At 66.8% G+C, this 22,706-nt stretch carries 21 protein-coding genes; 9 read left to right on the plus strand and 12 right to left on the minus strand.

What is annotated here, in order from left to right:
- Positions 1-30 precede the first annotated feature (30 nt).
- The 4 genes from bphC to ACPCXD_RS09270 all read left to right on the plus strand — a co-directional run bounded on the left by bphC (position 31) and on the right by ACPCXD_RS09270 (position 6,862).
- Positions 31-954 carry a biphenyl-2,3-diol 1,2-dioxygenase gene (gene bphC, locus ACPCXD_RS09255; RefSeq protein ID WP_423659306.1) on the plus strand — a complete coding sequence of 308 codons (924 nt, stop codon included), beginning with the start codon at positions 31-33 and terminating at the stop codon, positions 952-954.
- Positions 955-1,484: 530 nt separating this feature from the next.
- A complete protein-coding gene (hsaA, locus tag ACPCXD_RS09260; protein WP_106200678.1) occupies positions 1,485-2,657 on the plus strand; it encodes a 3-hydroxy-9,10-secoandrosta-1,3,5(10)-triene-9,17-dione monooxygenase oxygenase subunit in 1,173 nt (390 codons plus the stop codon).
- Positions 2,658-2,816: 159 nt separating this feature from the next.
- Positions 2,817-4,283, plus strand: coding sequence for an FAD-dependent oxidoreductase (locus ACPCXD_RS09265; RefSeq protein WP_229566963.1), 1,467 nt, complete (start codon positions 2,817-2,819; stop codon positions 4,281-4,283).
- Between the two features lie 683 nt (positions 4,284-4,966).
- A complete protein-coding gene (locus ACPCXD_RS09270) occupies positions 4,967-6,862 on the plus strand; it encodes a sensor histidine kinase (protein WP_423659309.1) in 1,896 nt (631 codons plus the stop codon).
- A gap of 122 nt (positions 6,863-6,984) precedes the next feature.
- On the opposite strand, the gene ACPCXD_RS09275 is transcribed toward ACPCXD_RS09270, so the two are convergent.
- A complete protein-coding gene (locus tag ACPCXD_RS09275; RefSeq protein ID WP_160873683.1) occupies positions 6,985-7,482 on the minus strand; it encodes a MarR family winged helix-turn-helix transcriptional regulator in 498 nt (165 codons plus the stop codon).
- Between the two features lie 131 nt (positions 7,483-7,613).
- Between ACPCXD_RS09275 and ACPCXD_RS09280 the strand changes: the two genes are divergently transcribed.
- The gene (locus tag ACPCXD_RS09280; RefSeq protein ID WP_423659311.1) at positions 7,614-9,062 is read left to right on the plus strand and encodes an MFS transporter; all 1,449 of its coding nucleotides are present in this window, start codon (positions 7,614-7,616) and stop codon (positions 9,060-9,062) included.
- A 53-nt stretch (positions 9,063-9,115) separates the two neighbouring features.
- On the opposite strand, the gene ACPCXD_RS09285 is transcribed toward ACPCXD_RS09280, so the two are convergent.
- Positions 9,116-9,634, minus strand: a complete 519-nt coding sequence (locus ACPCXD_RS09285) for a flavin reductase family protein (protein ID WP_016931869.1) — start codon at positions 9,632-9,634, stop codon at positions 9,116-9,118.
- A 244-nt stretch (positions 9,635-9,878) separates the two neighbouring features.
- Between ACPCXD_RS09285 and ACPCXD_RS09290 the strand changes: the two genes are divergently transcribed.
- Complete coding sequence (locus ACPCXD_RS09290; protein ID WP_226950059.1) at positions 9,879-10,484, plus strand: TetR/AcrR family transcriptional regulator; 606 nt, start codon at positions 9,879-9,881, stop codon at positions 10,482-10,484.
- A gap of 78 nt (positions 10,485-10,562) precedes the next feature.
- Here ACPCXD_RS09290 and ACPCXD_RS09295 read toward each other — a convergent pair whose 3' ends face one another.
- Genes ACPCXD_RS09295 through ACPCXD_RS09320 form a run of 6 tightly spaced genes read right to left on the minus strand, consistent with a single transcriptional unit; the run spans position 10,563 to position 15,541 of the window.
- Positions 10,563-11,693 carry an acyl-CoA dehydrogenase family protein gene (locus ACPCXD_RS09295; RefSeq protein ID WP_016931871.1) on the minus strand — a complete coding sequence of 377 codons (1,131 nt, stop codon included), beginning with the start codon at positions 11,691-11,693 and terminating at the stop codon, positions 10,563-10,565.
- 1 nt (position 11,694) lies between these two features.
- A complete protein-coding gene (locus ACPCXD_RS09300) occupies positions 11,695-12,954 on the minus strand; it encodes an acyl-CoA dehydrogenase family protein (protein ID WP_106200675.1) in 1,260 nt (419 codons plus the stop codon).
- Positions 12,955-12,994: 40 nt separating this feature from the next.
- Positions 12,995-14,179, minus strand: coding sequence for a lipid-transfer protein (locus ACPCXD_RS09305; protein ID WP_160873685.1), 1,185 nt, complete (start codon positions 14,177-14,179; stop codon positions 12,995-12,997).
- Positions 14,176-14,586 (minus strand): hotdog family protein, encoded by a 411-nt coding sequence (locus ACPCXD_RS09310; RefSeq protein WP_064063463.1) that lies wholly within the window; start codon positions 14,584-14,586, stop codon positions 14,176-14,178. The genes ACPCXD_RS09305 and ACPCXD_RS09310 overlap by 4 nt, the downstream gene beginning before the upstream one ends.
- A complete protein-coding gene (locus tag ACPCXD_RS09315; RefSeq protein ID WP_016931875.1) occupies positions 14,583-14,990 on the minus strand; it encodes a Zn-ribbon domain-containing OB-fold protein in 408 nt (135 codons plus the stop codon). The genes ACPCXD_RS09310 and ACPCXD_RS09315 overlap by 4 nt, the downstream gene beginning before the upstream one ends.
- Positions 14,987-15,541: an FAS1-like dehydratase domain-containing protein gene (locus ACPCXD_RS09320; RefSeq protein WP_060653721.1), complete on the minus strand. Its 555-nt coding sequence runs from the start codon at positions 15,539-15,541 to the stop codon at positions 14,987-14,989. Before ACPCXD_RS09320 ends, ACPCXD_RS09315 begins: the two co-directional genes overlap by 4 nt.
- A gap of 195 nt (positions 15,542-15,736) precedes the next feature.
- On the opposite strand from ACPCXD_RS09320, the gene ACPCXD_RS09325 reads away from it, so the two are divergent.
- Positions 15,737-16,513: an SDR family oxidoreductase gene (locus ACPCXD_RS09325; RefSeq protein ID WP_088897560.1), complete on the plus strand. Its 777-nt coding sequence runs from the start codon at positions 15,737-15,739 to the stop codon at positions 16,511-16,513.
- Complete coding sequence (locus ACPCXD_RS09330; RefSeq protein ID WP_106200672.1) at positions 16,510-17,424, plus strand: SDR family oxidoreductase; 915 nt, start codon at positions 16,510-16,512, stop codon at positions 17,422-17,424. The genes ACPCXD_RS09325 and ACPCXD_RS09330 overlap by 4 nt, the downstream gene beginning before the upstream one ends.
- Positions 17,425-17,479: 55 nt before the next feature.
- Here the strand turns inward: ACPCXD_RS09330 and ACPCXD_RS09335 are convergent, their stop codons facing one another.
- From ACPCXD_RS09335 to ACPCXD_RS09345, 3 genes are all read right to left on the minus strand, one after another.
- Positions 17,480-18,139: a GNAT family N-acetyltransferase gene (locus tag ACPCXD_RS09335; RefSeq protein WP_106200671.1), complete on the minus strand. Its 660-nt coding sequence runs from the start codon at positions 18,137-18,139 to the stop codon at positions 17,480-17,482.
- A 90-nt stretch (positions 18,140-18,229) separates the two neighbouring features.
- A complete protein-coding gene (locus tag ACPCXD_RS09340) occupies positions 18,230-18,703 on the minus strand; it encodes a nitroreductase family deazaflavin-dependent oxidoreductase (RefSeq protein WP_106200670.1) in 474 nt (157 codons plus the stop codon).
- 1 nt (position 18,704) lies between these two features.
- A complete protein-coding gene (locus tag ACPCXD_RS09345) occupies positions 18,705-19,868 on the minus strand; it encodes a steroid 3-ketoacyl-CoA thiolase (RefSeq protein WP_006551920.1) in 1,164 nt (387 codons plus the stop codon).
- A 181-nt stretch (positions 19,869-20,049) separates the two neighbouring features.
- On the opposite strand from ACPCXD_RS09345, the gene ACPCXD_RS09350 reads away from it, so the two are divergent.
- Positions 20,050-21,303 carry a cytochrome P450 gene (locus ACPCXD_RS09350; protein ID WP_016694670.1) on the plus strand — a complete coding sequence of 418 codons (1,254 nt, stop codon included), beginning with the start codon at positions 20,050-20,052 and terminating at the stop codon, positions 21,301-21,303.
- 81 nt (positions 21,304-21,384) lie between these two features.
- Here ACPCXD_RS09350 and ACPCXD_RS09355 read toward each other — a convergent pair whose 3' ends face one another.
- The gene (locus tag ACPCXD_RS09355) at positions 21,385-22,650 is read right to left on the minus strand and encodes a hypothetical protein (RefSeq protein WP_229566966.1); all 1,266 of its coding nucleotides are present in this window, start codon (positions 22,648-22,650) and stop codon (positions 21,385-21,387) included.
- Positions 22,651-22,706 lie beyond the last annotated feature (56 nt).

Raw genomic sequence — 22,706 nt, forward strand, 5'->3', positions numbered from 1 at the left:
ACATCCATTACGGCGAAGGAACATTCGGATATGACGGACATCCGGGGACTGGGTTATCTCAGGATCCAGACCACAGACATCGCACGGTGGCGCGAACTCGTCGTCGACGGACTCGGGATGGCGATCGGCGCCGGCCCCGAGGCCGACGGCCTGTACCTGCGCGTCGACGAGCGGCGGGCACGGGTGATCGTGCTGCCCGGTGAGGTCGACAAGGCACTCGCCGTCGGCTGGGAGGTGCGCGACGAGTTCGCGCTGCGTCGCGTGCGCGAAGCGGTCGAGAAGGCCGGCATCACCGTCGAGGTCCTCTCCGAGGAGGAGTCGACCTATCGCGACGCCGAGCAGGTCATCGCATTCGACGATCCGGGCGGCACCCGCACCGAGGTGTTCTTCGGTCCGGTGCTCGACCACAGCCCGGTCGTGACGCCCTTCGCCGGTGTCTTCCACACCGGCGAGGAGGGGCTCGGCCACGTCGTCCTACCCACCGCCGCGTTCGCGGAGTCCTACGAGTTCTACACTGAGGTACTCGGTTTCCTGCCGCGCGGAGCGACGCGGCTCGGTGGCCTGTCGGCACCGCCGCCTGTGCGACGCGTGCGGTTCCTAGGCGTCAACCGCCGTCACCACAGCCTCGCGTTGTGCCCGGCGCCGCCCACCGCCGAACCCGGTCTCGTGCACCTGATGCTCGAGGTCGACACCCTCGACGCGGTCGGTCAGGCCCTGGACCGGGTGAACAAGCTCGGGTTCTCGATTTCGTCGACGCTGGGCCGCCACACCAACGACAAGATGGTCTCGTTCTATGTCCGAGCTCCGGGCGGATGGGACATCGAGTTCGGCACGGAGGGGATGCTCGTCGACGAGACCTTCTACACCGCAGAGGAAATCACCGCGGACAGTTACTGGGGTCACGACTGGTCGGGTTCCGAACCGCTCGCGGCGTTCTCGCCTCCGGTGGGCTGATCGAGTTCGTTCACCCGGGTACTTTCCGGCGATGCCACGGCGTACGACGCCGTGGCATCGCCGCGTCGGCGGCCTGTTCGCTCGCCTGTCACTGTCGGCTACGACATGACCGCGCGGCTCGATCTCGAACCGGCATTCTTCGAGGCTCGAGGATTCCGTTCGGTGCGACGTGAGGCGATCACCGAGGAATCGGAGACCACTGGTGGATACGCGACAGCGCCGTGAAGTACAACCCTGCCTGCCACTACACGGGTACCCCATCGATGCGTTGTGCGCGCTCGTCCGTCAACACGGCCGGCGGCCGGGCGATATCGTGAACATCGAGGTCCGGCTCGATCCCGGCGCCTACAGTCGGCAGGTGTCACACACGCCGGCAAAGCGTATCGAACCCGACCGTCGTGCCACGATCCACGGAGCCTTCAACATCCCCGTGACTGGGGAGACGCTTTGGTTGCACACGGAGGCACAGGGGTCGGCGCGTGAACCCGGATATGCTGCGGGGGAGACGCACACACGACACGAGGAGTCCGATGACCGCCGACGACGTTCTGGGCGCGGTCCGCGAATTGACCCCGGGGATCGCCGATCGGGCCGCACGTGTCGACCAGTTCGGCCGCATTCCCGACGAGGCGATCCGCGATCTCGTCTCGGCCGGAGTGTTCCGCATGTTGCAGCCCCGCCGGTACGGCGGATGGGAGACCGAACCCGCACGCTTCTACGAAGTGGTGCGGACGATTTCGGAGGCGTGCGGTTCGACGGGGTGGATCGCCTCCATCGTCGGTGTCCACCCCTGGCATCTCGCTCTGTTCGACGATCGGGCGCAACGCGACGTGTGGGGGGAGGACGATTCCGTGCTCATCTCCTCGGCGTACGCCCCGGTCGGAAGACTCGTCCCCGTCGACGGTGGTGGTTACCGCCTGTCCGGAACGTGGATGTTCTCCTCCGGCTGCGGGTTCGCGTCGTGGGCGCTGCTGGGTGCGGTGATCGTCGGGTCGGAGGGGCGGCCCGTCGATTTCGTCACTGTTCTCGTTCCGAAGTGCGACTACGTGATTCGCGACGTGTGGAACGTCGTGGGATTACGGGGAACGAGCAGCAACGAGATCGTCGTCGACGACGTGTTCGTCCCCGACTACCGGGTCAAGAGCAACTACGAGACCTCGCAGCTGCGGGGTCCGGGCCGGAAGGTCAACACCGGTCCGCTCTATAGGCTTCCGTTCGCCGCCATGTTCACCACCACCGTCGCCGTGCCCATCGTGGGAGTGGTCGCCGGATGTTACGACGAGTATCTGTCGGCGATGCGCGAACGCGTGCGGCTGAGCCTGGGCGGGGGACGTTTCGTGGACGATCCGTTCGCGCAGGTCGCCGTGGGACGGGCAGCATCGGATATCGACGCGGCGACGCTCCAGCTCGACCGTAATATGCGTGAGCTGTGGAAGCTGGCGCGGGCGGGCGCGGAGATCCCGCTGCAACTGCGCTTGCGTACCCGGCGGGATCAGGTGCGGGCCACCGAGCGAGCGGTCGAGGCGATCGACCTGTTGTTCAAGACGGCCGGGGGGACGTCGTTGTTCCTCGGCGGTGTCATCGAACGTGCCTGGCGCGACGCACATGCCGGAAGCGTCCACGTCGCGAACGAACCCGAGCGGGCCTATGCCTTGTACGGACGGGACGCATTCGGGTTGCCGGTCGAGGACAATCTCATCTGATCTCCGTGCTCCCGGTGGGGACGCCGCGAGTGTTTCTGCCCGTTCTCCCGGCCACCGGGAATTCTTCACCGCCGAGGGGGAACGGCCTCTACGGTCCGAGGGGATCACTCCACCCTCTGCGGGATCGTGTGCCGCTCTCCGTTTTCGGAAGGACCTTCCATGAGCACTTCTCCGGTTCGCCCTGTCCCCGCCGGCGAGATCGAACGCTGGGATCTCGAAGCCGACGTCGTGGTCGCCGGTTTCGGTATCGCCGGTGTCTCCGCAGCGATCGGTGCGGCCGAGAGTGGCGCCGACGTACTGGTGCTCGAACGAACCGGTGGCGGTGGGGGAGCGGCGGCGCTGTCGGGCGGCATCGTCTACCTCGGCGGTGGCACACGACTGCAGAAGGCGTGCGGATTCGACGACACCCCCGAGCAGATGAAGACCTTTCTCGCCGCGGCCCTCGGTCCGGGTGTGGACGAGGACAAACTCGACGTCTACTGCGAGGGCAGCGTCGACCACTTCGAGTGGCTCGAAGCATGCGGCGTGCCCTACAAGGAAAGCTTCTGGTCCCAGCCCGGGTGGGAGTGCCCCGTGGACGACTCGCTCATGTACAGCGGTGGTGAGAACGCCGCGCCGTTCGCCACACTCGTCGACCCCGCTCCCCGTGGGCATCTCGCGCAGGTGCCGATGCCGCGCAACGGTGATCAGGCTGCCGGTCACGTGCTCATGACCACCCTGATCGCGAAGGCCGCCGATCTCGGCGTGCGTGTCGAATCCGATGTCCGGGTCCAGTGTCTCGTCGTCGACGAGACCGGACGCGTCGTAGGGATCGTCGCCACGAGGTTCGGTGCTCCGCTCACGGTACGTGCGCGCGGCGGTGTCGTACTCGCCACCGGGTCGTTCGCCTACAACGACGAGATGATGCAGGCGCACGCCCCACGGCTGTACAAGCGGCCTGCCGCGACCGTGGAGGAGCACGACGGTCGTGGAATCGCGATGGCTCAGGCACTCGGAGCGCGACTGGCGCATATGGACGCCTGTGAGGTCGCGTTCTTCTGCGACCCGCAACTGATCGCGCGAGGCATCCTGGTCAACGGCCGGGGGCAGCGTTACGTCACCGAGGACACCTATCCCGGGCGGATCGGCCAGCTCACCATGTACCAGAACGACAATCAGGCGTTCCTGGTCATCGACGAACAGGCCTACGAGGAAGGAATGGCCACACCGACCTCGAGTCCGCAACTCCGTCACCGGCCGACCTGGGTGTGTGAGACGGTGTCGGAACTCGAGTCCGAAATGGGTCTTCCCGCAGAAACTCTCGTCTCGACGGTGGAGCTCTACAATCGGCACGCCGAATCGGGGACGGATCCGGTCCTCGGAAAGAAGGCGGAGTGGGTGCGGCCCCTCCGATCGCCGATCGCCGCGATCGATCTGCGCGGCATGACCGGAGGTTTCACCCTGGGGGGACTGCAGACCTCGGTGGACTCGGAAGTTCTTCATGTGGACGGAGATCCGATTCCCGGTCTGTATGCGGCGGGCCGTTGTACGTCCGGTCTCTCGGCGTGGGGCTACTGCAGTGGCATCTCCCTCGGTGACGGTAGCTTCTTCGGCCGGCGCGCCGGAATGCGTGCGGCGGCGAAGTGAGTGGCACCGGAATGTCCCCTCGGATGCGATGAGCGGGGCATTCCGGATCCGAGTCCGGGAGGGCTCCGCATCTCGTGTCGTGCGAGCCTGCTGCGGGGGAATGCCGGGTTCGGCGACCCCAGCCGTGCGCCGGCTCTGCAATTCGCGCCGGAGGCCGGCGACCGGACCTCGGTGCCGGGTGGGCGGCCTGATCGGGTAGTCGAACACGCGAGGAGCGTTGTCGCCGTACACGGAAAGGGCGGACCTCCTCACTGCCCTCCGCACGCATTGTGTATGTTCGACGCCGCGAACAGGGGGGTATCGATGAACGAACACAGGGCTGGGCACGGTTGCCGGGGGCCGGCGGGGGCGGGCTGCCGCCGGGATTCCTCATCGTCTCCGGTGCGGACGTGTCCGGTCCGGCCCTCGACGACGGTGCTCGTCCTTCGGCGATCGACGGTTCGGCCGACCGGTTCGTAGGGGGCCGGTCCTCGGGCGAGGCCGACCGGCACGGAATTCGTCTCCGTGCCCGGGACGAAATATGTACCCGAACGAGGATCTGGTGTAGAACATTTCGGAAAGATGTAACTTATGTTCGAAAAGCACGTTCTCTTCATCGTGAAAGGGAGATCCGAGAAGTGGATCCGAGCCGAATACGTGCCCTGCAGATCGGCCGCTGGCGTCTCAAATACAGACTCGCGGCCGTGCTGTCGATTCCCCTCGTCGTCGCTGTCGCTCTCGGTGCCGTACGCGTCACGACTCAGCTCGACGAAGCGCAGCGGTCGGCCGCATTGTCCGAACAGACCGTTGTCGCCCCGGCACTGCTCGACTTCTCCACCGCTCTGATCAGCGTCGCTACCGCCACGAGCCTCGGATTCACCCCCAAGAACGCAACTTCGGACGATGTGACGCAGTCCATGGCCACGCTCAGGGAACTCGCCGCAGGAGCCGATCTCAACTCCGATGTCGCCGTAGAACTCGATGCGCTGCTCGCCGACGGCGACCAGCTCTACGCCGCGGTCATGAACTCCTCCCTCGGCGTCGACGAGCTCGGTCGCCGGACCACCGACTTCCTGGTGCGGTGCAAGAATCTCTTCCGGGACCTGTTCGACCTGTTCGAGAACCACGACGCTCTCGTCGACGCCACGAACCTGCTCGTGATGTGGGACGCGCAGCTCAACCTCCTCGACCAGATGGAGTCCTTCCGGCTGCTGTCCACCAACCCCGAGGCCGCCCGGCTCCTGGCGACCAACGCCATGAACACCGAAGAGTCGACGCTGCGACTCCTTCGAGGATCGGGGCTCGATACCGGGCAGATCGACGGGATGCTCGGCGATATCGAATCGCGCCGTAGACTGATCGAGAACTTCACGCCGAGCAGGCAATTCGGGGAAGACCTCCGCAACGCCATGATTTCGGCGTCCCAGCCTTATGCGGAGGGGATCGACAGCGCCAGCGCGCACATCATCGGGACGCTCGAAGAACTGGCGGACGAGACACGTACCGCGGCCACCCGCGACGCGCTCCTCGTCACGGCAGCACTCGTACTCGCCCTGCTCCTCGCGATAGCAGTCATCCGTTCCCTGTCGGTGCCCCTGGGGCGTCTACGGGACAACACTCTCGCAGCGGCGAACACCGAGCTTCCCGCCGCCATCGCGGCGGTCAAGGACGGGGCCGACATCGACTCCGTCCGTCTCGCTCCCGTCGGCACCGATACGGACGAGGAGATCGGCGAACTCTCCCGAGCGGTGGATTCGATGAACACGCAGGCGCTGCGTCTCGCCGGCGAGCAGGCCCACCTGAGGAAACAGGTGAACGTGATGCTCGAGACGCTGGCACGTCGCAACAAGACCCTCGTCGAACAGCAGCTCTCGCTGATCGAATCTCTCGAATACGAGGAGAAGGATCCCGCGCGGTTGCAGAGCATGTTCGCTCTCGATCATCTGGCGACGCGCATGCGGCGTACCGGCGAATCCCTGTTGGTTCTCGCGGGCACGCGCCCGCGTACTCGCAGCGGGCCCGCACCGCTCGGCGACGTGCTCCGCGGTGCGGTGTCCCAGGTGGAGAACTACCAGCGGGTGCAGATCGGGAACACCCCGCACGGATATCTCGTCGGTAAGGCGGTGAACGACGTGGTGCATCTGGTGGCCGAACTCGTCGACAACGCGCTGCGGGCTTCCCCGCCCAGCACTCCCGTCAGGTTCGAGTTCTCCTCCGCCGTGGAGGGTGGCCTGCTTCTCGATATCGCCGATCGCGGAATCGGTATTCCCCGAGATGCCATGGAGGAGATCAATATCCGTCTCGCGGCGGGTGAGAATGCCGATGTCGACGCCCCGCGGCAACTGGGATTGTTCGTGATCGGGCGTCTGGCGGCCCGCAACGGCATGAGCGTGCGTCTGAGGCCGACCTTCGACACCGAGACGAACGCCGGTGTCACGGCGTCGGTCTACTTCCCGGCCGCCCTCCTCAGCGAGGTGCACACGGTCCAGCCCACCGTGATGACGGAACGTCCCCGCCGGCTCAGGACCGAGGAACTTCCGTCCTTGGTGCCGTCGACGACGCCCGCCGGAGGTATTGCCCACGGAAAGCATCGTGGTTGACGTGTGACCGGAAGTGATGCCACCGCCGTCTCGACGGCGGTGGCATCACTCGTACCGCAGGTGTTCCGGTCTGCCGGTGGTCTCGGCCGGTCACCGAACCGTGCTCGCGCGGTACCCCCGGCTCACATCCCCCCGACGGACCCGTCGGGAAGATGCACTGCGGACCCGGTGGGCCGCGGCCACGGATGCCCCGTCAAGCGTTCGATGTCGTTGTTGAAGCGTTCGAGCCACCCTGCGAAGGTGGCGACCTCGTCCTCGGACCAATCGGTCAGCACGCGCTCGAGCGCGGCGACTCCGTGGGCGCGCTCGGCGGCGAGCTTCTCCTCGCCCGAGGAGGTGATCCGGAATTTGCGGGCCATCCCGCCGTCCGGGTCGGGGATACGTTCGACCAGCCCGGCGGCGGTCATCGCCGAGGTCTGCCGGTTGAGTGTCGAACTGTCCAGATCGAGTGCGTCGCTGAGTTGGCCGATCGACATCGGGCCCTGCATGCTGATGCGGCTGAGAACCGTATAGGCGCTGCGGTCGAGCGAATGCCTGCCGCGTTTGCGGCTGTTGATGTTCGCCAGGTGCCGGCCGAGCAGCATCGCTTCGAACTCGATCAAGTGGGTCGGCTTGGTCATCGAAAGTCTTTCGTGAAGAACGTCACCCGAGTAGGTCGCCACGTTGCGGCGTCATCAGTATGTACTGTACACATCGAATGCATGATGCGTCGAATATGCATCATGCATATTTCTTTTCTTTCAGGAGTTCTATGACAGACATATCCGAAAATACCCCGGTCCGTTCCGGGGCTCTCGTCGGTGTCCTCGCCTTCACCGGCATCATCGCGGCGCTCATGCAGACCCTGGTCGTGCCCTTGATCGTGGACCTGCCGACCATGGTGAACACCTCTGCCGCGAACGCGTCATGGGTGATCACCGTGACCTTGCTCGCCGGTGCCGTGGCGACTCCGGTCACCGGACGACTGGGCGACATGTACGGCAAACGCCGCATGATGCTCGTCTGCCTCGTGCCGGTGATCGCCGGTTCGATCGTGTGTGCGCTCTCGTCCACACTCGTGCCGATGGTGATCGGTCGCGGTCTGCAGGGAATCGGCGTAGGTCTGATCCCGTTGGGAATCAGCCTCCTTCGGGACGTACTGCCGTACGACCGTCTGCATTCGGCCGTGGCACTGATGAGTGCGTCCATGGGCGTCGGCGGCGCTCTCGGACTGCCTGCATCTGCCGCCGTTGCACAGTACGTGCATTGGCGGTTCCTGTTCTGGGGCGTGGCGGTGCTCGGTGCGGTGGCGCTGGGTGCGTTGTGGTGGGTTCTCCGCGATGTTCCCGTCCTGCAGTCCGGCGGACGCTTCGACGCGGTGGGAGCGGTCGGTCTGAGTGCGGCCCTCGTCTGTCTGTTGCTGGCGATCTCCAAGGGCGCCGACTGGGGCTGGTCGAGCACCCTCACGATCGGTTTCCTCGCCGCTGCCGTCCTGCTGCTCGTAGTGTGGGGATGGTGGGAGCTGCGGGTCCGCGATCCGTTGGTGGATCTGCGCGTCACCGCCCGCCGGCCCGTGCTGCTCACCAACAGTGCTTCGATCGTGGTGGGTTTCGCGATGTACGCCCAGTCGCTGATTCTCCCGCAGATCCTGCAGCTGCCGGAAGAGACCGGTCACGGACTGGGCCAGTCCATGATCATGATGGGTCTGTGCATGGCACCGGGTGGTCTGATGATGATGGCGGTCTCTCCCATCGGAGGAAAGCTCTCGGCTCACCGCGGTCCGAAGACCACGCTGCTGGTGGGCTGCCTGATCATCGCTCTGGGGTACACGGTGGGGCTGCTGTTGATGGGATCGGTCCTGGGCCTGGCGGTCGTCGCCGCGATCTGCAGCACGGGAGTCGGGTTCGCATACGGTGCGATGCCCGCCCTGATCATGGGGGAGGTCCCTGCCACGGATACGGCATCCGCCAACAGCGTGAACAGTCTCATGCGGTCGGTCGGCACGTCCTCCGCTTCCGCCGTCATCGGTGTCGTCCTCGCGCAGATGAGTGCGCCGTTCGCCGGTCATACCATTCCCACGGAGTCCGGCTTCCGGGTCGTCCTGCTGACGGGCGCAGGCGTCGCGCTTCTCGCGGCCGTCCTCACCGCCGCCGTTCCGCAGTCGCGCCGGGCCCGTCTCGCGAAGGTCGACGCCGATGCGACGTCCTCCGTGAGGGTGTGACGACGACTTCCTCCGCCCGCCGGTAGCGGCGGGCGGAGGAAGTATCGGCGGAGTTACCGCGCGTCGAGCCCGAACGCCCCGCGGTAGAACACCATCGGACTCTGGTCGCCGACGCACTCCAGTTCGGCGACACGTCCGATGACGACATCGTGGTCACCTGCCACGTGCACATCCTCGACCGAGGCGTGCACCCGCATGAGAACGCCGGGTAGCGACGGAGTGCCCCAGCGGGACAGATCCCAGTCGAGACCGTCGAACTTGAGGCCGCGGCCGGACCCGAAGCGAGCGCACAGATCGGTCTGGTTCTCGCCGAGGACGTTGACGGTGAACCAGCCGGTACGGCGCAACCGCGGCCATGCACGCCCACGGTGGTCGGCGCAGAACAGCACGAGGGGCGGCTCGAGCGAGACCGACGCGAACGACTGGCACGCGAAACCGGTGGGGCCGTCCTCGTCGAGACCGGTCACGACGGTGACTCCGCTGGCGAAACGTCCCATGGCACGTCGCATCTCGTCCGGGCCGGGAACGCCGAGTTCGAACGTCGCGTCCTGGGTCTGAATTCCGGTCTGCATGTGCCTCACTCCGATTCGCTCTGGTCGCGGCCTCCGGCGACGTCCTACGAATCGAGCGTATGGGTGACGCGCGCCACCCCGGAACGGCTTCTCGCTGAGTGGACATCCGGTCGCCGTGCCGTGTGCACGGGACGTGTGGGCCCTTCCATCCCACCGTTCGGGACCGCGAAAGATCCGCAATGCGACAATCTGGCCGGTGATGCGGTGCGGAAACGACGGGCCGTGATCGTGGAGAGGGGAACCGGTGCCCAGAATCGGCAAGGCGCGCGACGGGGCGGAGCCGACCTCCGCCGAGCAGCGGCGACGGCAGGTGCGGATCCTGGAGGCCGCGGCACGGCTGGGCTCCGAGCACGAACTCGCTCGCGTCCAGATGACGGAGATCGCACGGAACGCCGGGGTGGCGATCGGCACGCTGTACAGGTATTTCCCGTCGAAGACGCATCTGTTCGTGGCGTTGCTCCTCGATCGCCTCGAACTCGGCGCGGATCGGCTTCCCGCGCGGAAACCGGGGATGAACGCCCGGGATGCGATCACCGAGGTGCTGATCGAGATGACCCGGCGGTTCGTCGACCGGCCTCGCCTGGCGTCCGCGATGCTGTTGTCCAACAGCACCGCGCCGGCGAACGTGGTGCCCGACTCCGTGGAAGTGCGGCGAACGTTCCTCCGGATCCTGTTCGACAAGGCAGGACTCGACGACCCCACCGACGAGGATCGCAACACGCTGCGACTGTTGTCGATGTTGTGGTCCGGGCTGCTGGTGACATATCTCAACGGCGGAGCGACTCTCGCGGAGACCGAGGCGGATGTGCGGAGCAGTTGCGAGCTGCTGCTCGCCCATCTCGGGGATTAGGGAAGGGCTCCGGAAACGACACGAGTCCCGTTCCACCGTCGTGCGGGGAACGGGACTCGTGTGATCACGACCGGCCGGTTACCCGGCCGCCCCGATCGGGGGCGCGGTGTCGAGGGCGTCCCCGAGGGCCGCTGCGGTAGCTTCCGCTCCGCCGAAGGTGAACGCCAACTGCCGTCCCCACAGGAAGTAGCGGTGGATGGGGTAGTCGATGTCGGCGCCGATACCGCCGTGCAGGTGCTGGCCGGTCAGGCCGACTCGCACACCACCGCGCGATGCCCACCACTTGGCGACGAGCGCCGCGGACTCGGCTTCGTCCTCGCGCCCGACGTCGAGCAGCCATGCGGCCCGGCGCATCGTGAGCCGGATCGCTTCGGTGTCGAGGTAGGCATCGGCCGCGCGCAACGCAACGGCCTGATTCGTCGACAACGGCCGGCCGAACTGCACGCGCTCCGAGGTGTACACCGCCGTGGCCCGAAGCGTTTCCTCGCATACCCCGAGCTGAACGGCAGCCAGAGCGATGCGGATGCGGCGCCGCGTCCAGGCCGCGATCTCCGCACCGTCGCCGGGCAGGACATCCTCGGCTCCGATGTGTACGTCCGTGAACTGCACGGCTGCCTCGGCGCCGCGGCCGGTCACGGCCGCCGGGACGGCCTCGACGCCGGGCGCATCCACCGGTGCGATCACCACGGCGACCGAATCGTCGTCGCACCGAACGGGTACGACGACACCGGCGATGATGGGTGCCCACGGAACCGACGGGATCTGCCCGCTGATGACGAGGTCGTCACCCTTGCGGATTGCGGTCACGGTGGGGCTCGCCCCGGGAGTGTCGTCGAAGGCGCCGGTCAGTACGACGGAACCGTCGACGAGTCCCGGAAGGTAACGCCCCACCTGCGTTTCCGTGCCGAACTGCGCGAGCGGAAGAGCCGCGCCCGCCACGGTGGACCACACGGGGACGGGGGCGACGCGCCGGCCCTGCTGCTGCAGGATCGTCGTCAGTCCGAGCATGCCCATGCCGGCGCCACCCGAGGATTCGGGAAGAGCCAGTCCCAGAAGCCCGGAGTCGGCGAGTGCCTGCCACAGGGGAGCGTCGAAGCCGCCCTCCTTGCGCTCCACCTCGACCACACGCTCGACCTTGGCCAGGGAACCGAAGACCTGCGATGCCAGGTCCTCGACCGCGATCAGGTCGTCATCGAGCTCGAATTCCATGTCAGCTCCTCGTCTCGGCCGGCGTCTTCACGTCCGCCTGGGCCGTCCTGTCGGATTGCGTGCGGGTGGCCGCTGCATCGGGACGCCTGCGGGCGCCCAGGGTCATTCCGAGGTTCTTCGCGGCCACGATCTCGCGCATCACCTCGTTGCTGCCGCCGCCGAAGGTGTTGTTCTGGGCGCGTCGGCCCAGAGCTTCGACCCGGCCCTCGATCACCGCACCGGGGCTGCCGGGGCGCAGCAGTCCGCGGGCTCCGAGCACTTCCTGCAACATGCCGTAGGCCGCGACGACACCTTCGGTGCCGAAGACCTTCGCGGCAGCGGAATCACCGCCGCTGAGGGTGTTGGCGGCGATGTCGGACACCAGGCGCAGGTTGACGAGATCGGTCGCCGACAGCAGTGCGTAGACCTCGGCGAGGGTCGAGCGGACCCACGGCACGTCGAACAGCACACCGGGACCGAAAGGTTCCTGCTTGGCCCACGCGAGGACCTCGTCGTACATCTCGTTGGCGATGCCGCCGCGGGCTGCGAGTGCCACACGCTCGTGGTTGAGCTGACTGGTGATCAGGGTCCAGCCCTGATTCAGCTCACCGACCACATTGCTCAGCGGGACGCGGATGTTCTCGTAGTAGGTCACCGCCGTGCTGATACCACCGACGGTCTGGATCTCGGTGGCCGAGAAGCCCGGCGAGGAGGTCGGCACGAGCACGACCGAAATGCCCTTGTGGCGGGGAGCGTCCGGATCGGTACGCACGGCCAGCCAGACCCAGTCGGCGAAGATCGCGGAACTCGTGTACAGCTTGTTGCCGTCGATGACGAGTTCGTCGCCCTCGACGCGCGCCCGTGTCTGGAGTGCGGCGAGGTCGGTGCCGGCGCCGGGCTCGGTGTAGCCGATCGCGAACTTCAGTTCACCGGTCAGGATCTTGGGGAGGAAGAAATCCTTCTGTTCCTGGGTGCCGTACTTCATCAGCGCGGGGGCGACGGTGTTGAGCGTCACCAGCGATACCGGTGCGCCGGCGCGGATCGTCTCGTCGTAGAAGACGTAGAGCGCTTCGGGGTCCTCGCCGCGTCCGCCGTACTCTTCCGGCCATCCCAGGCCGAGCCAGCCGTCGGCGCCCATCTGCCGGTAGATCTTGTCGAAGACCGGCCCACCCTCGGTCTGGTCGACCAGGGCACGCCGATCCTCATCGTTGATGATGCGGGCGAAGTACTCTCGCAGTTCGGTGCGCAGCCGCCGTGACTTGTCGGACAGCTCGGGATGCATATGGTCTCCTGAGAAGTGTTCGGGGCCCGGGGTTACGGGCTTAACGGTCGGCCGAGAGGACGAGCGCGCTGTGCGGCACCGGTGATCCGCCCGTGACCAGCACGTTGTCGAGAGTCTTGGTGGGCTGGTTCACGGAGGTGCCGCGGATGAGCCGGACACCCTCGGCGATGCCGTTCACGCCGTGGATGTAGCCTTCGCCGAGCTGCCCGCCATGGGTGTTGATCGGCAGGCGGCCGTCGACCTCGAGGTTGCCTTCGGCGATGAAGTCCTTGGCCTCGCCGCGGCCGCAGAAGCCGTACTCCTCGAGTTGGAGCAGCACCATCGGGGTGAAGGCGTCGTACAGGATCGCGGCGTCTATACCTTCGGGACCGAAGCCGGCCTGTGCCCACATCTGCCGGGCGACGAGTTCGACCTCGGGCATCGCGTCGATGTCGTCGCGGTAGTAGCTGCTCATCGAGATCTGCTGAGGACCGACGCCCTGCGCCGCGGCGGTGATGATCGCCGGAGGATGCGGAAGATCTCGGGCGCGTTCGGCGCTCACGATGACCAGTGCCTGGCCGCCGTCGCTCTCCTGGCAGCAGTCCAGCAGGCGCAGCGGGTCGGCGAGCATCCGGGAGTTCTGGTGGTCGTCGATGGTGATGGGCCGCTCGTAGAACCAGGCCTTGGGGTTGTTCGCCGCGTGCTTGCGCGAGAGCACCGAGATCTGCCCGAAGTCCGCACTGGTCGCCCCGTACTTGTGCATGTAGGTGCGTGCCAGGAAGGCTTCCTGCTGAGCGGGAGTGAGCAGACCGTAGGGGTTGATCCAGTTCCGGTATTCCTGGTCGGTGTTCGAGTTGTACGCGAACGGCGGCGGACCGGCACCGAAACGGTGGCCCGAGCGCTCGTTGAACGCGCGATAGACGACCACGACATCGGCCACACCACTGGAAACGGCGAGTGCAGCCTGCTGCACGGGTGCGCAGGCGCCGCCACCGCCGTGCGGGATGCGGCTGAAGAACTTGAGTTCGGGGATGCCGAGCGCGCGGGCGACGGCGATCTCCGGGTTGGTCTCCATGGTGAACAGCGCGAAGCCGTCGACCTCTTCGACACCGATCTGCGCGTCCTCGAGAGCGGCGAGGACCGACTCGCACGCGAGCTGCCATTCGCTGCGGCCGGAATTCTTGGAGAACTCCGTGGCTCCGATGCCGGCGATAGCAGCGGCTCCGGAGAAGCCCTTGACGGTCATCGTGTCTTCCTCTCGTAGGGCTCCACCACGACCTCGGCGGTGACGTGGACGCCTCTGCTGTTGCGGCCCTGCACCTTCAGGGTGACGGTCGCGCCCTCGACGGCGGTCACCTCACCGTTCATGTGCATGGGGTCGCCGGGGAAACAGGGCACGCCCAGACGCAGCGACGCGCGGCGTACACGCGCCGACGGTCCGGTCCAGTCGGTGACGTACCGGTCGACGAATCCGTTGGTGGCGTTGATGCTCATGAACACGTCCGGGGTACCGCGTCCGAGTGCGGCATCCGGATCGTGGTGCACGTCCTCGAAATCCTGTGATGCGATCGCGGTGGCCACGATGGTCGTGCGATCGATCGGCAGGACGAGTTCGGGAAGTTCCTGTCCGACAGTGCATTCGGCGAGGTTCATGCTTGTCCTCCGGGCTTGCGCAGCTGGGGCAGGATCTCACCGTGCGCGTGCTCGGAGAATCCCACCTCGAGTTCCATGCCGATCTCGAGCGTGTCGTGGTCGACACCCGCGATGTCGGCGACGATGCGGATGCCTTCCTCGAGGTCGATCAGTCCGACGGCGAGCGGGTACTCGAAGGCCGGATCCTGGGGGTGGTGGATGACGGTCCAGCTGTGGAGCGTTCCGCGACGCGAGGATTCGACCGTCTTCCATTCGAACGAACGGCAGGCGGGGCAGGCCGGGCCCGGCGGGTGGCGCAGAGTGTCGCACTCGTTGCACTGCTGGATCTCGAGTCGGCCCTCACGGACGGCGTCGAACCAGAACTGGTTGTCCTGGGTGATGGTGAGCCGGGGGACGGCGGTCATCGCGTCTCCTTGTCGGTGTTCGGGTTGAACCGGAGCATCCGGAATCGTTCCTCGGCGACGAGTTCGCCGTTCTGGTCCTCGTAGCGCTTGTACAGGGTGAAGAATCGCCCGTCGCCGAGACCCGTTCGCTTGACTCCGGATACGGATTCGATCGTGTAGTGGGCGGTGATGTGGTCGCCCGGGACGATTTCGCGGTGGTAGTCCTGCTCGACGTTCGTCGCGACGACCGAGGTGAAGCCCTCGCGGTCCAGGTCGGCGAGCATCCGGGAGTACGCGAAATCCTCCACGACGCCCTCGGTGCGCTTGCGCTGGACCTCGCGCCAGCGACGGTAGCCGGCCATGATCCAGGTCGAGATCATCGCGGGCGGGCAGACGATCGACTCGCGTCCGGTCTCGCGAGCGGCCTCGGCGTCGACGTAGATCGGATTGAAGTCGTCGTGGGCCTCGACCCAGTTCCGGATCATGGCGTCGTTGACGACGTATCGGGCCACACGGGGCGGTTCGGCCACCTGCCCGACGTATTTCTCGTAGTCCTGCTCGACGGTCTGCATGGCCCAGTCACTCCTCTTCGACACGCGCGTTCGTCGTCACGCTAAGTGGGGCCGACAAGCAAGTTCCCGTGATTCCCACTGAGCAGGAGCAGCGGCGGAGGACGAGGGGGAGCAGTACCAAACCAAGCGATTGCTTGGTAAGTTGTCAACGCGAGACCCGCGCATCCTGCGGGGTGAACGACGTGGAGGCAGCGAATGGATCTGGGACTCGACGGCGCGGTCGTGCTCGTCACCGGGGGAATACGAGGAGTCGGTGCGGGCATCACCAGGGTGTTCCTGCGCGCCGGAGCGACCGTCGTGACATGCGCACGCAACGAACCCGAACAGCCTGTCGAAGTGGACGGGCGGACCGCGGAGTTCCTGAAGTGCGACGTTCGCGACGCCGATCAGGTCGGCACGTTGATCGAGACCATCGTGGAGCGTCACGGTCGGCTCGACGCCGTGGTGAACAACGCCGGCGGGTCGCCGTACGCACTGGCGGCCGATGCCAGCCCGAAGTTCCACGCCAAGATCGTGGAACTGAACCTGCTGTCCCCGCTGCTGGTCGCGCAGGCTGCCAACGCGGTGATGCAGAAGCAGGACACCGGCGGCTCGATCGTCAACATCTCGAGCGTGAGCGGATCGCGCCCCTCGCCGGGAACCGCGGCCTACGGTGCGGCCAAGGCGGGCGTCGACAGTCTCGCACAGTCGCTCGCCGTCGAGTGGGCACCGAAGGTACGGGTGAACTCGGTGGTGGTCGGGCTCGTCGAAACCGAACAGTCGCATCTGTTCTACGGCGACAAGGCAGGCGTCGCCGCAGTCGGCGAGACCGTTCCGCTGGGGCGGCTGGCCCAACCCGAGGACATCGGCCACTGCGCCGCATTCCTGGCCTCTCCGCTGTCGGCCTACGTCAGCGGATCGACATTGACCGTCCATGGCGGCGGTGAACGCCCTGCCTACATGGCAGCGGCCGAAACGAAGGAGACGAAGTGAGTGGACTGCTGGACGGGCGCGTCGTCATCGTGACCGGCGCCGGGCGAGGACTGGGCCGTGCCCACGCCCTCGCCTTCGCCGCGGAGGGTGCGAAGGTCGTCGTCAACGACATCGGTGTCGGCAGCGACGGTTCGGCCACGGGTGAGTCGCCCGGCGAGCTGGTCGTCGAGGAGATCCGCGCGGCCGGGGGAGAAGCCGTCGTCAACGGCGACGACGTCGCCGACTGGGCCGGCGCCGAGAACCTCGTCAAGACCGCCCTCGACAACTTCGGCCGACTCGACGTGCTCGTCAACAACGCCGGATTCCTGCGCGACCGCATGCTCGCCAACATGAGCGAGGAGGAGTGGGACGCTGTCATCCGCGTGCACCTCAAGGGGCACTTCGCGCCGATGCGTCACGCCATGAGCTACTGGCGCGCCGAGTCCAAGGCCGGCAATCCCGTCGACGCCCGCATCATCAACACCAGCTCGGGCGCCGGACTGATGGGTAGCATCGGTCAGGGCAACTACGCCGCGGCCAAGGCCGGCATCGCGACGCTCACGATCCAGGCCGCAGCCGAATTCGGCCGCTACGGGGTGACCGTCAACGCGATCGCGCCCTCGGCGCGCACCCGCATGACCGTCGGTGCCGGTGGCGCGATGGCCGAGATGATGGCCGCGCCCGAAGAGGGTTTCGACGCCATGGCGCCGGAGAACGTCTCGCCGCTCGTCGTATGGCTCGGCAGTGCCGAAGCGAAGGACGTGACCGGGCGCGTGTTCGAGGCCGAAGGTGGCAAGGTGTCGCTGGCCGACGGATGGCGCCACGGTGAGGCGATCGACAAGGGCGACCGCTGGGATCCGAAGGAACTCGGTCCCGTCGTCGAGAAGCTGATCGCAGCGTCGCAGCCGCCGACGCCGGTCTACGGAGCGTGATGTCCTCGTGCGCGTTTCCGGTGGTCGCCACCGGAAACGCGCACGGGCAGCCGATCTAGGCGGGCGTGCGGATGATGAGGGTGGAGCCGGGGAAGTAGGCGGCGAGTTCGGAGCGCGCCTGCTTGAGCGTGGCGGTGCCGTAACCCTGCTTGCGGAACTCGGGATGCACCCAGATCCGCACGTCGACCTCGTTGCCGGTCAGCTCACCGAACGCGAAGCCGATTGCCTTCGGCTCGTCGCCCGAAAGATCCTCGGCCACAAGCCACATCCCGGACTCGTCGTCCATCAGCTCGGCGCCGCGCTGCCGCTCGGACTCGACCAGCTCGTCGCTGTCCGCGCCCAGCTGGTCGGCGCAGCGGACCTTGAACAGCGCCGTGTCGGCCGCGCTGTGGGAGATAGGACGCAGCCGGAAATGCGCGCCGGTCGCGTACGGACGCGCCGCCGTCGTCCACTGCAGCACCGCATCGAGATCGTCGAGTTCCTCGCGGATCTTCTTGCGCTCCGCCTGGGTGAGGCGGCGGAACGGAAGATTCAGCACGGCCTCCGCGCAGAACTCGTCGGTGTCGAGCAGCGAAGCGAGTTTCGCGACCGCGTCGCCCCGGTCCTTGCTCTCGACGATCACGTCGAGCACCTCGTGGCGTCGTTCGAGCGCCCGGAGCAGCGCGGCCGCGATCTCCCGCCGGTCGAGCACTTTGTCGTGATTGGTGGTTGCCATCGTGCGACATCCCTTCGTCGAGAACCTGGACGTACGAGACTCAGTATTCCCGCACGGGACCGTCCCGGCGAACCGTGCCGGCCGGGACGCTCACTCGCACACGACGACGGGAATCACACGGTCGGTCCATGACTGGTACTTGTCGAAGTCCGGGTACATCGCGGTGAGCATCGGCCAATACCGCGCCCGCTCCTCCTCGTTCGCGACCCGCGCGTGCATCGTCCGCACCCGCGACTTGATCTGGACGGTCACCTCGGGGTTCGCCTGGATGTTCCGGAACCACAAGGGATGCTTGGGAAGTCCCCCCTGTGACGCCACCAGCACCACCTTGTCGCCGTCTTCGAGGAACAGCAGGGGAGCCGTCCGGGGCTGCCCGGTCTTCCGTCCGGTCGTGGTCACCAGACACACGGGAACTCCCCGCGGGAACGCGCTTCCGACTCGCCACTTGCCCCCTATGCGCCCGCCCGTGGCCCGGTAAGCCGCGACGTTCAAGCGCGACCCCCATTTGATGATCGACGTCGTGGCGTTGGACCGGAGTCCTTTCGGGGCGTTCTCGGTACCCAACTCAGATCCGTTCGATGATCGTGCCCGTGGCCAAGGCTCCGCCCGCGCACATCGAGATCAGCGCGGTCGACGCGTCGCGGCGCTCGAGTTCGTGCAGCGCGGTGGTGATCAGGCGCGAGCCCGTGGAACCGACGGGATGGCCGAGCGCGATGGCACCGCCGTTGACGTTGACCTTGTCCATGTCCGGTCCGTGCACCTGGGCCCAGGACAGCAGTACCGACGCAAAGGCCTCGTTGACCTCGAACAGGTCGAGATCGCCGATGCTCATGCCGGCCTTCTCGAGAACCTTCGCGGTGGCCTGGACGGGGCCGTCGAGGTGGAACTCGGGTTCGGCGCCGACGAGTGCCTGCGCGACGATCCGCGCCCGCGGCTTCAGTCCGAGTGCCTTCGCCCGGTCGGAGTCCATGAGCAGCACGGCGGCGGCTCCGTCGGAGATCTGCGACGAGGTGCCGGCGGTGTGGATGCCGCCCTCGAGCACGGGCTTCAGCTTCGCCAGCGACTCGGCCGACGTCTCGCGCAGACCCTGGTCGCGGGTGACGGTCGCCTTCTCGCCGGTGCGGTTGCCCTCCTTGTCGACGACGGGTGCGACGACCGGCAGCACCTCGCGGTCGAACCGGCCCTCGTCCCAGGCCTGCTTCGCGAGCTGCTGCGAGCGCACGCCGAGGGCGTCGACATCCTCGCGGGTGATGCCGCGGCGCCGCGCGATGCGTTCGGCGGCCTCGAACTGATTGGGCATGTCGATGTTCCAGGACTCCGGCCGGCGCGGGCCCGCCTGGTCGCCGACGTTGGCGCCGAGGGGCACCTGGGTCATCGCCTCGATACCGCACGCGATGCCCACGTCGATGGCGCCGGTGGCGATGAGGCCTGCGATGAGGTGGTTGGCCTGCTGCGCCGATCCGCACTGGGCGTCGATGGTGGTCGCACCGACCTGCCAGGGCAGGCCCGCGTTGAGCCACGCGGTGCGGGTGATGTTGTTGGACTGGGCGCCCGCCTGGGTGACGCAGCCACCGATGACCTGTTCGACGAGCTCGGCGTCGATGCCGGCGCGTTCGACGAGTCCGGCCTGGACGGCGCCCAGGATCTCGGCAGCGTGCAGGCCCGCGAGCCATCCACCCCGCTTGCCGATCGGGGTCCGTGCGGCCTCGACGATGACTGGTGTGCCCACTTCGGGCTCCTTTCTCCTACGTTCTTCGCAAAATAGAACAGGTTTCTCCGAGAGGCAACAGAACTTGATTATCACACGGGACGTGCGGATCTCTTGGTCGCACGGCGCACCTGTGTTTGAATGGTTCTAGAACGTGTTACAAATCACGCGAGCGGTACTCGCCAGGGCAGGAGAGATATCAGTGGCGCAGCCGAACATCCCCGAAGACATCGACTTCACCGATCCCGATCTGTACGCAGACCGTATGCCGTTCGAAGAGTTCGCGGAACTGCGCAAGACGGCACCGGTGTGGTGGAACAAGAAGTCTCCCGACGTCGGTGGTTTCCACGACGAGGGTTTCTGGGTTGTCTCCCGGCACGAGGAGGTCCGTGAGGTCTCCCGCCGGAGCGACGTGTTCTCCAACTGGGAGAACACTGCGATTCCGCGGTTCAACGACGACATTCCGCGCGAGGCCATCGAACTGCAGCGCCACGTCCTGCTCAACAAGGACGCCCCCGAGCACACCAAGCTGCGCAAACTCGTCGCCCGAGGCTTCACGCCCCGTGCGATCAACGGCCTGCGCGACGAGCTCGACCGTCGCTCCAAGATGATCGTCCAGGAGGCCTGCCAGGCCGGTCAGGGTGACTTCGTCACGCAGATCGCCGCGGAACTGCCGCTGCAGGCGATCGCCGATCTCATCGGCGTCCCGCAGGAGGACCGCGCGAAGATCTTCGAGTGGTCCAACCAGATGACGGGCTACGACGACCCGGACAACACCGCCGATCCGGCGGCCGCCTCCATGGAGGTGCTGGGCTACGCCTACCAGATGGCCGCCGCCCGCAAGGAGAACCCGGCCGACGACATCGTCACCACCCTCATCGAGGCCGACATCGACGGCGACGAGCTGGCTCCCGAGGAGTTCGGCTTCTTCTTCATCGTCCTCGCGGTGGCTGGCAACGAGACCACCCGCAACGCCATCACCCACGGCATGGCGGCCTTCCTCGACAACCCCGAGCAGTGGGAGATCTTCAAGCGCGACCGGCCGAAGACCGCCGCCGACGAGATCATCCGCTGGGCCACCCCGGTCACCTCGTTTCAGCGCACGGCGCTCGAGGACACCGAGCTCGGCGGACAGACGATCCGCAAGGGCGAGCGCGTGGTCATGCTGTACGCCTCGGCCAACAACGACGAAGAGGTGTTCGAGAACCCCCGCGAGTTCGATATTCTCCGGGATCCCAACCCGCACCTCGCCTTCGGTGGCACCGGTGCGCACTACTGCCTCGGCGCGAACCTCGCCCGCATGGAGATCGACCTGATCTTCAACGCCATCGCCGATCACATCCCCGACATCACCAAGATCGGCGACCCGCACCGTCTGCGGTCGGGCTGGCTCAACGGCATCAAGGAGTTCCAGGTCGACTACAAGACCTCGGGTGGGTGCCCGGTCCAGCACTGACCGAACCGAACACCGACCGAACCGAACATCGAGGTCCCCGGCCACCCCTGCGCGCCGGGGACCTCGCACATCCCGTGTCGTCTACCGGGCCTCGGACCTGCGGGCGATCCACCACATCGCGGCCCCCGTCGCGAGCACACCGGCTACCGATACACCGGTCGTCAGAACCGTCCACGAGTCCGGCGCCCACCCGGACGGGGAACCGGTGAGAGGCGTGTAGGCGGTCCATCCGAATCGGGTGAGCAGAGGCAACGCCATCACGGCGGGCAGCGAGAAGGAGGCGGCGGTGACCGCGCTCGTCGACGGTAGTGCCGCGCTGATCGTGTACGCGGCTGCCACCGGAAGAACGAAGAGGGTCGCCAGGAGGTGGACGTTGTCCCAGGGCGTACGAGTGAAGATCGCCGTGATCGTGACGAACGCGAGCACGCCCACTCCGGCCATCGGCATCGGCGCGCGACGGCCCAGCCACGCGCCGACGGCGGCGAGCACGACCATCACGGCCGGCAGGAACCATCCGCCGGGTATCCACGAGGGAGCGGTACCCGCGGCGACGGCCACGGCGAAGGCGGCGAGCAGGACCGATCCGATTCTCTCGCGCAGCCACAGGGCAGCACCGATCACAAGTGGGACAGCGACGATGCCCCACAGCCATCGTCCGTTCCCGCCGGGATTCGCATCCGGAGACCACACGGCACTGTGAAGAGACCGATACAGCACGACGGCAACGAGCGGTAGGCCGATACCGACCACCGTTTCCCTCACATCCCATCGTCGTTCGTCGACCGAAGCGGGAGCACCGGCACGCATCACGAGAGCCGCTGTTGCCACCGCGATGACAGTCGCCGAGAGAACCGTCCACACCGCGTTGGCGGGCTGCGCCGACACCTCGAGGTACACGGCGCTTCCGGGCGAGGAGGCCGCGAACTCCCGGTATTCCGCGATGGGTTCTGCGGTGAGCAGCGCGGCGACGACGCCACCGGTCATCACCGCGGGGAGTCGGGTGCCCGCGATTCGGGCGCAGCAGACGACGAGGGCACCGAGCACCAGGCCTGCACCGACCGCCGAGACGTACATGTCGAACCGCCACGCACCCGGCATGGCGACAACCGCCACGAGTGCGGCTCCGGCCACGACGGTGACGAGCGCGCCCACCCGGTGGCGTAACCACAGCGTGATCAACACGGTGACCAGCGCTCCCGTGGCAGACGCGGTGATACCCGAAGTCTCCACGGCACCGAATCCGAACCCGGTATCGAGTGGATAGGTGTCGACGCTCGGCGCGGCGAGGACGGTTCCGGCGGTGAAACTGCCGACGGCTGCGAGCGCGTAGAGAATCCAGGAGAGCACCCCCTACCTTCTCCGAGCGGTCACCGGGACGCGACGCCGACACGCCGGACGGCGAC

Source organism: Rhodococcus sp. AB351, from assembly GCF_049538275.1.
Classification (GTDB): Bacteria; Actinomycetota; Actinomycetes; order Mycobacteriales; family Mycobacteriaceae; genus Rhodococcus.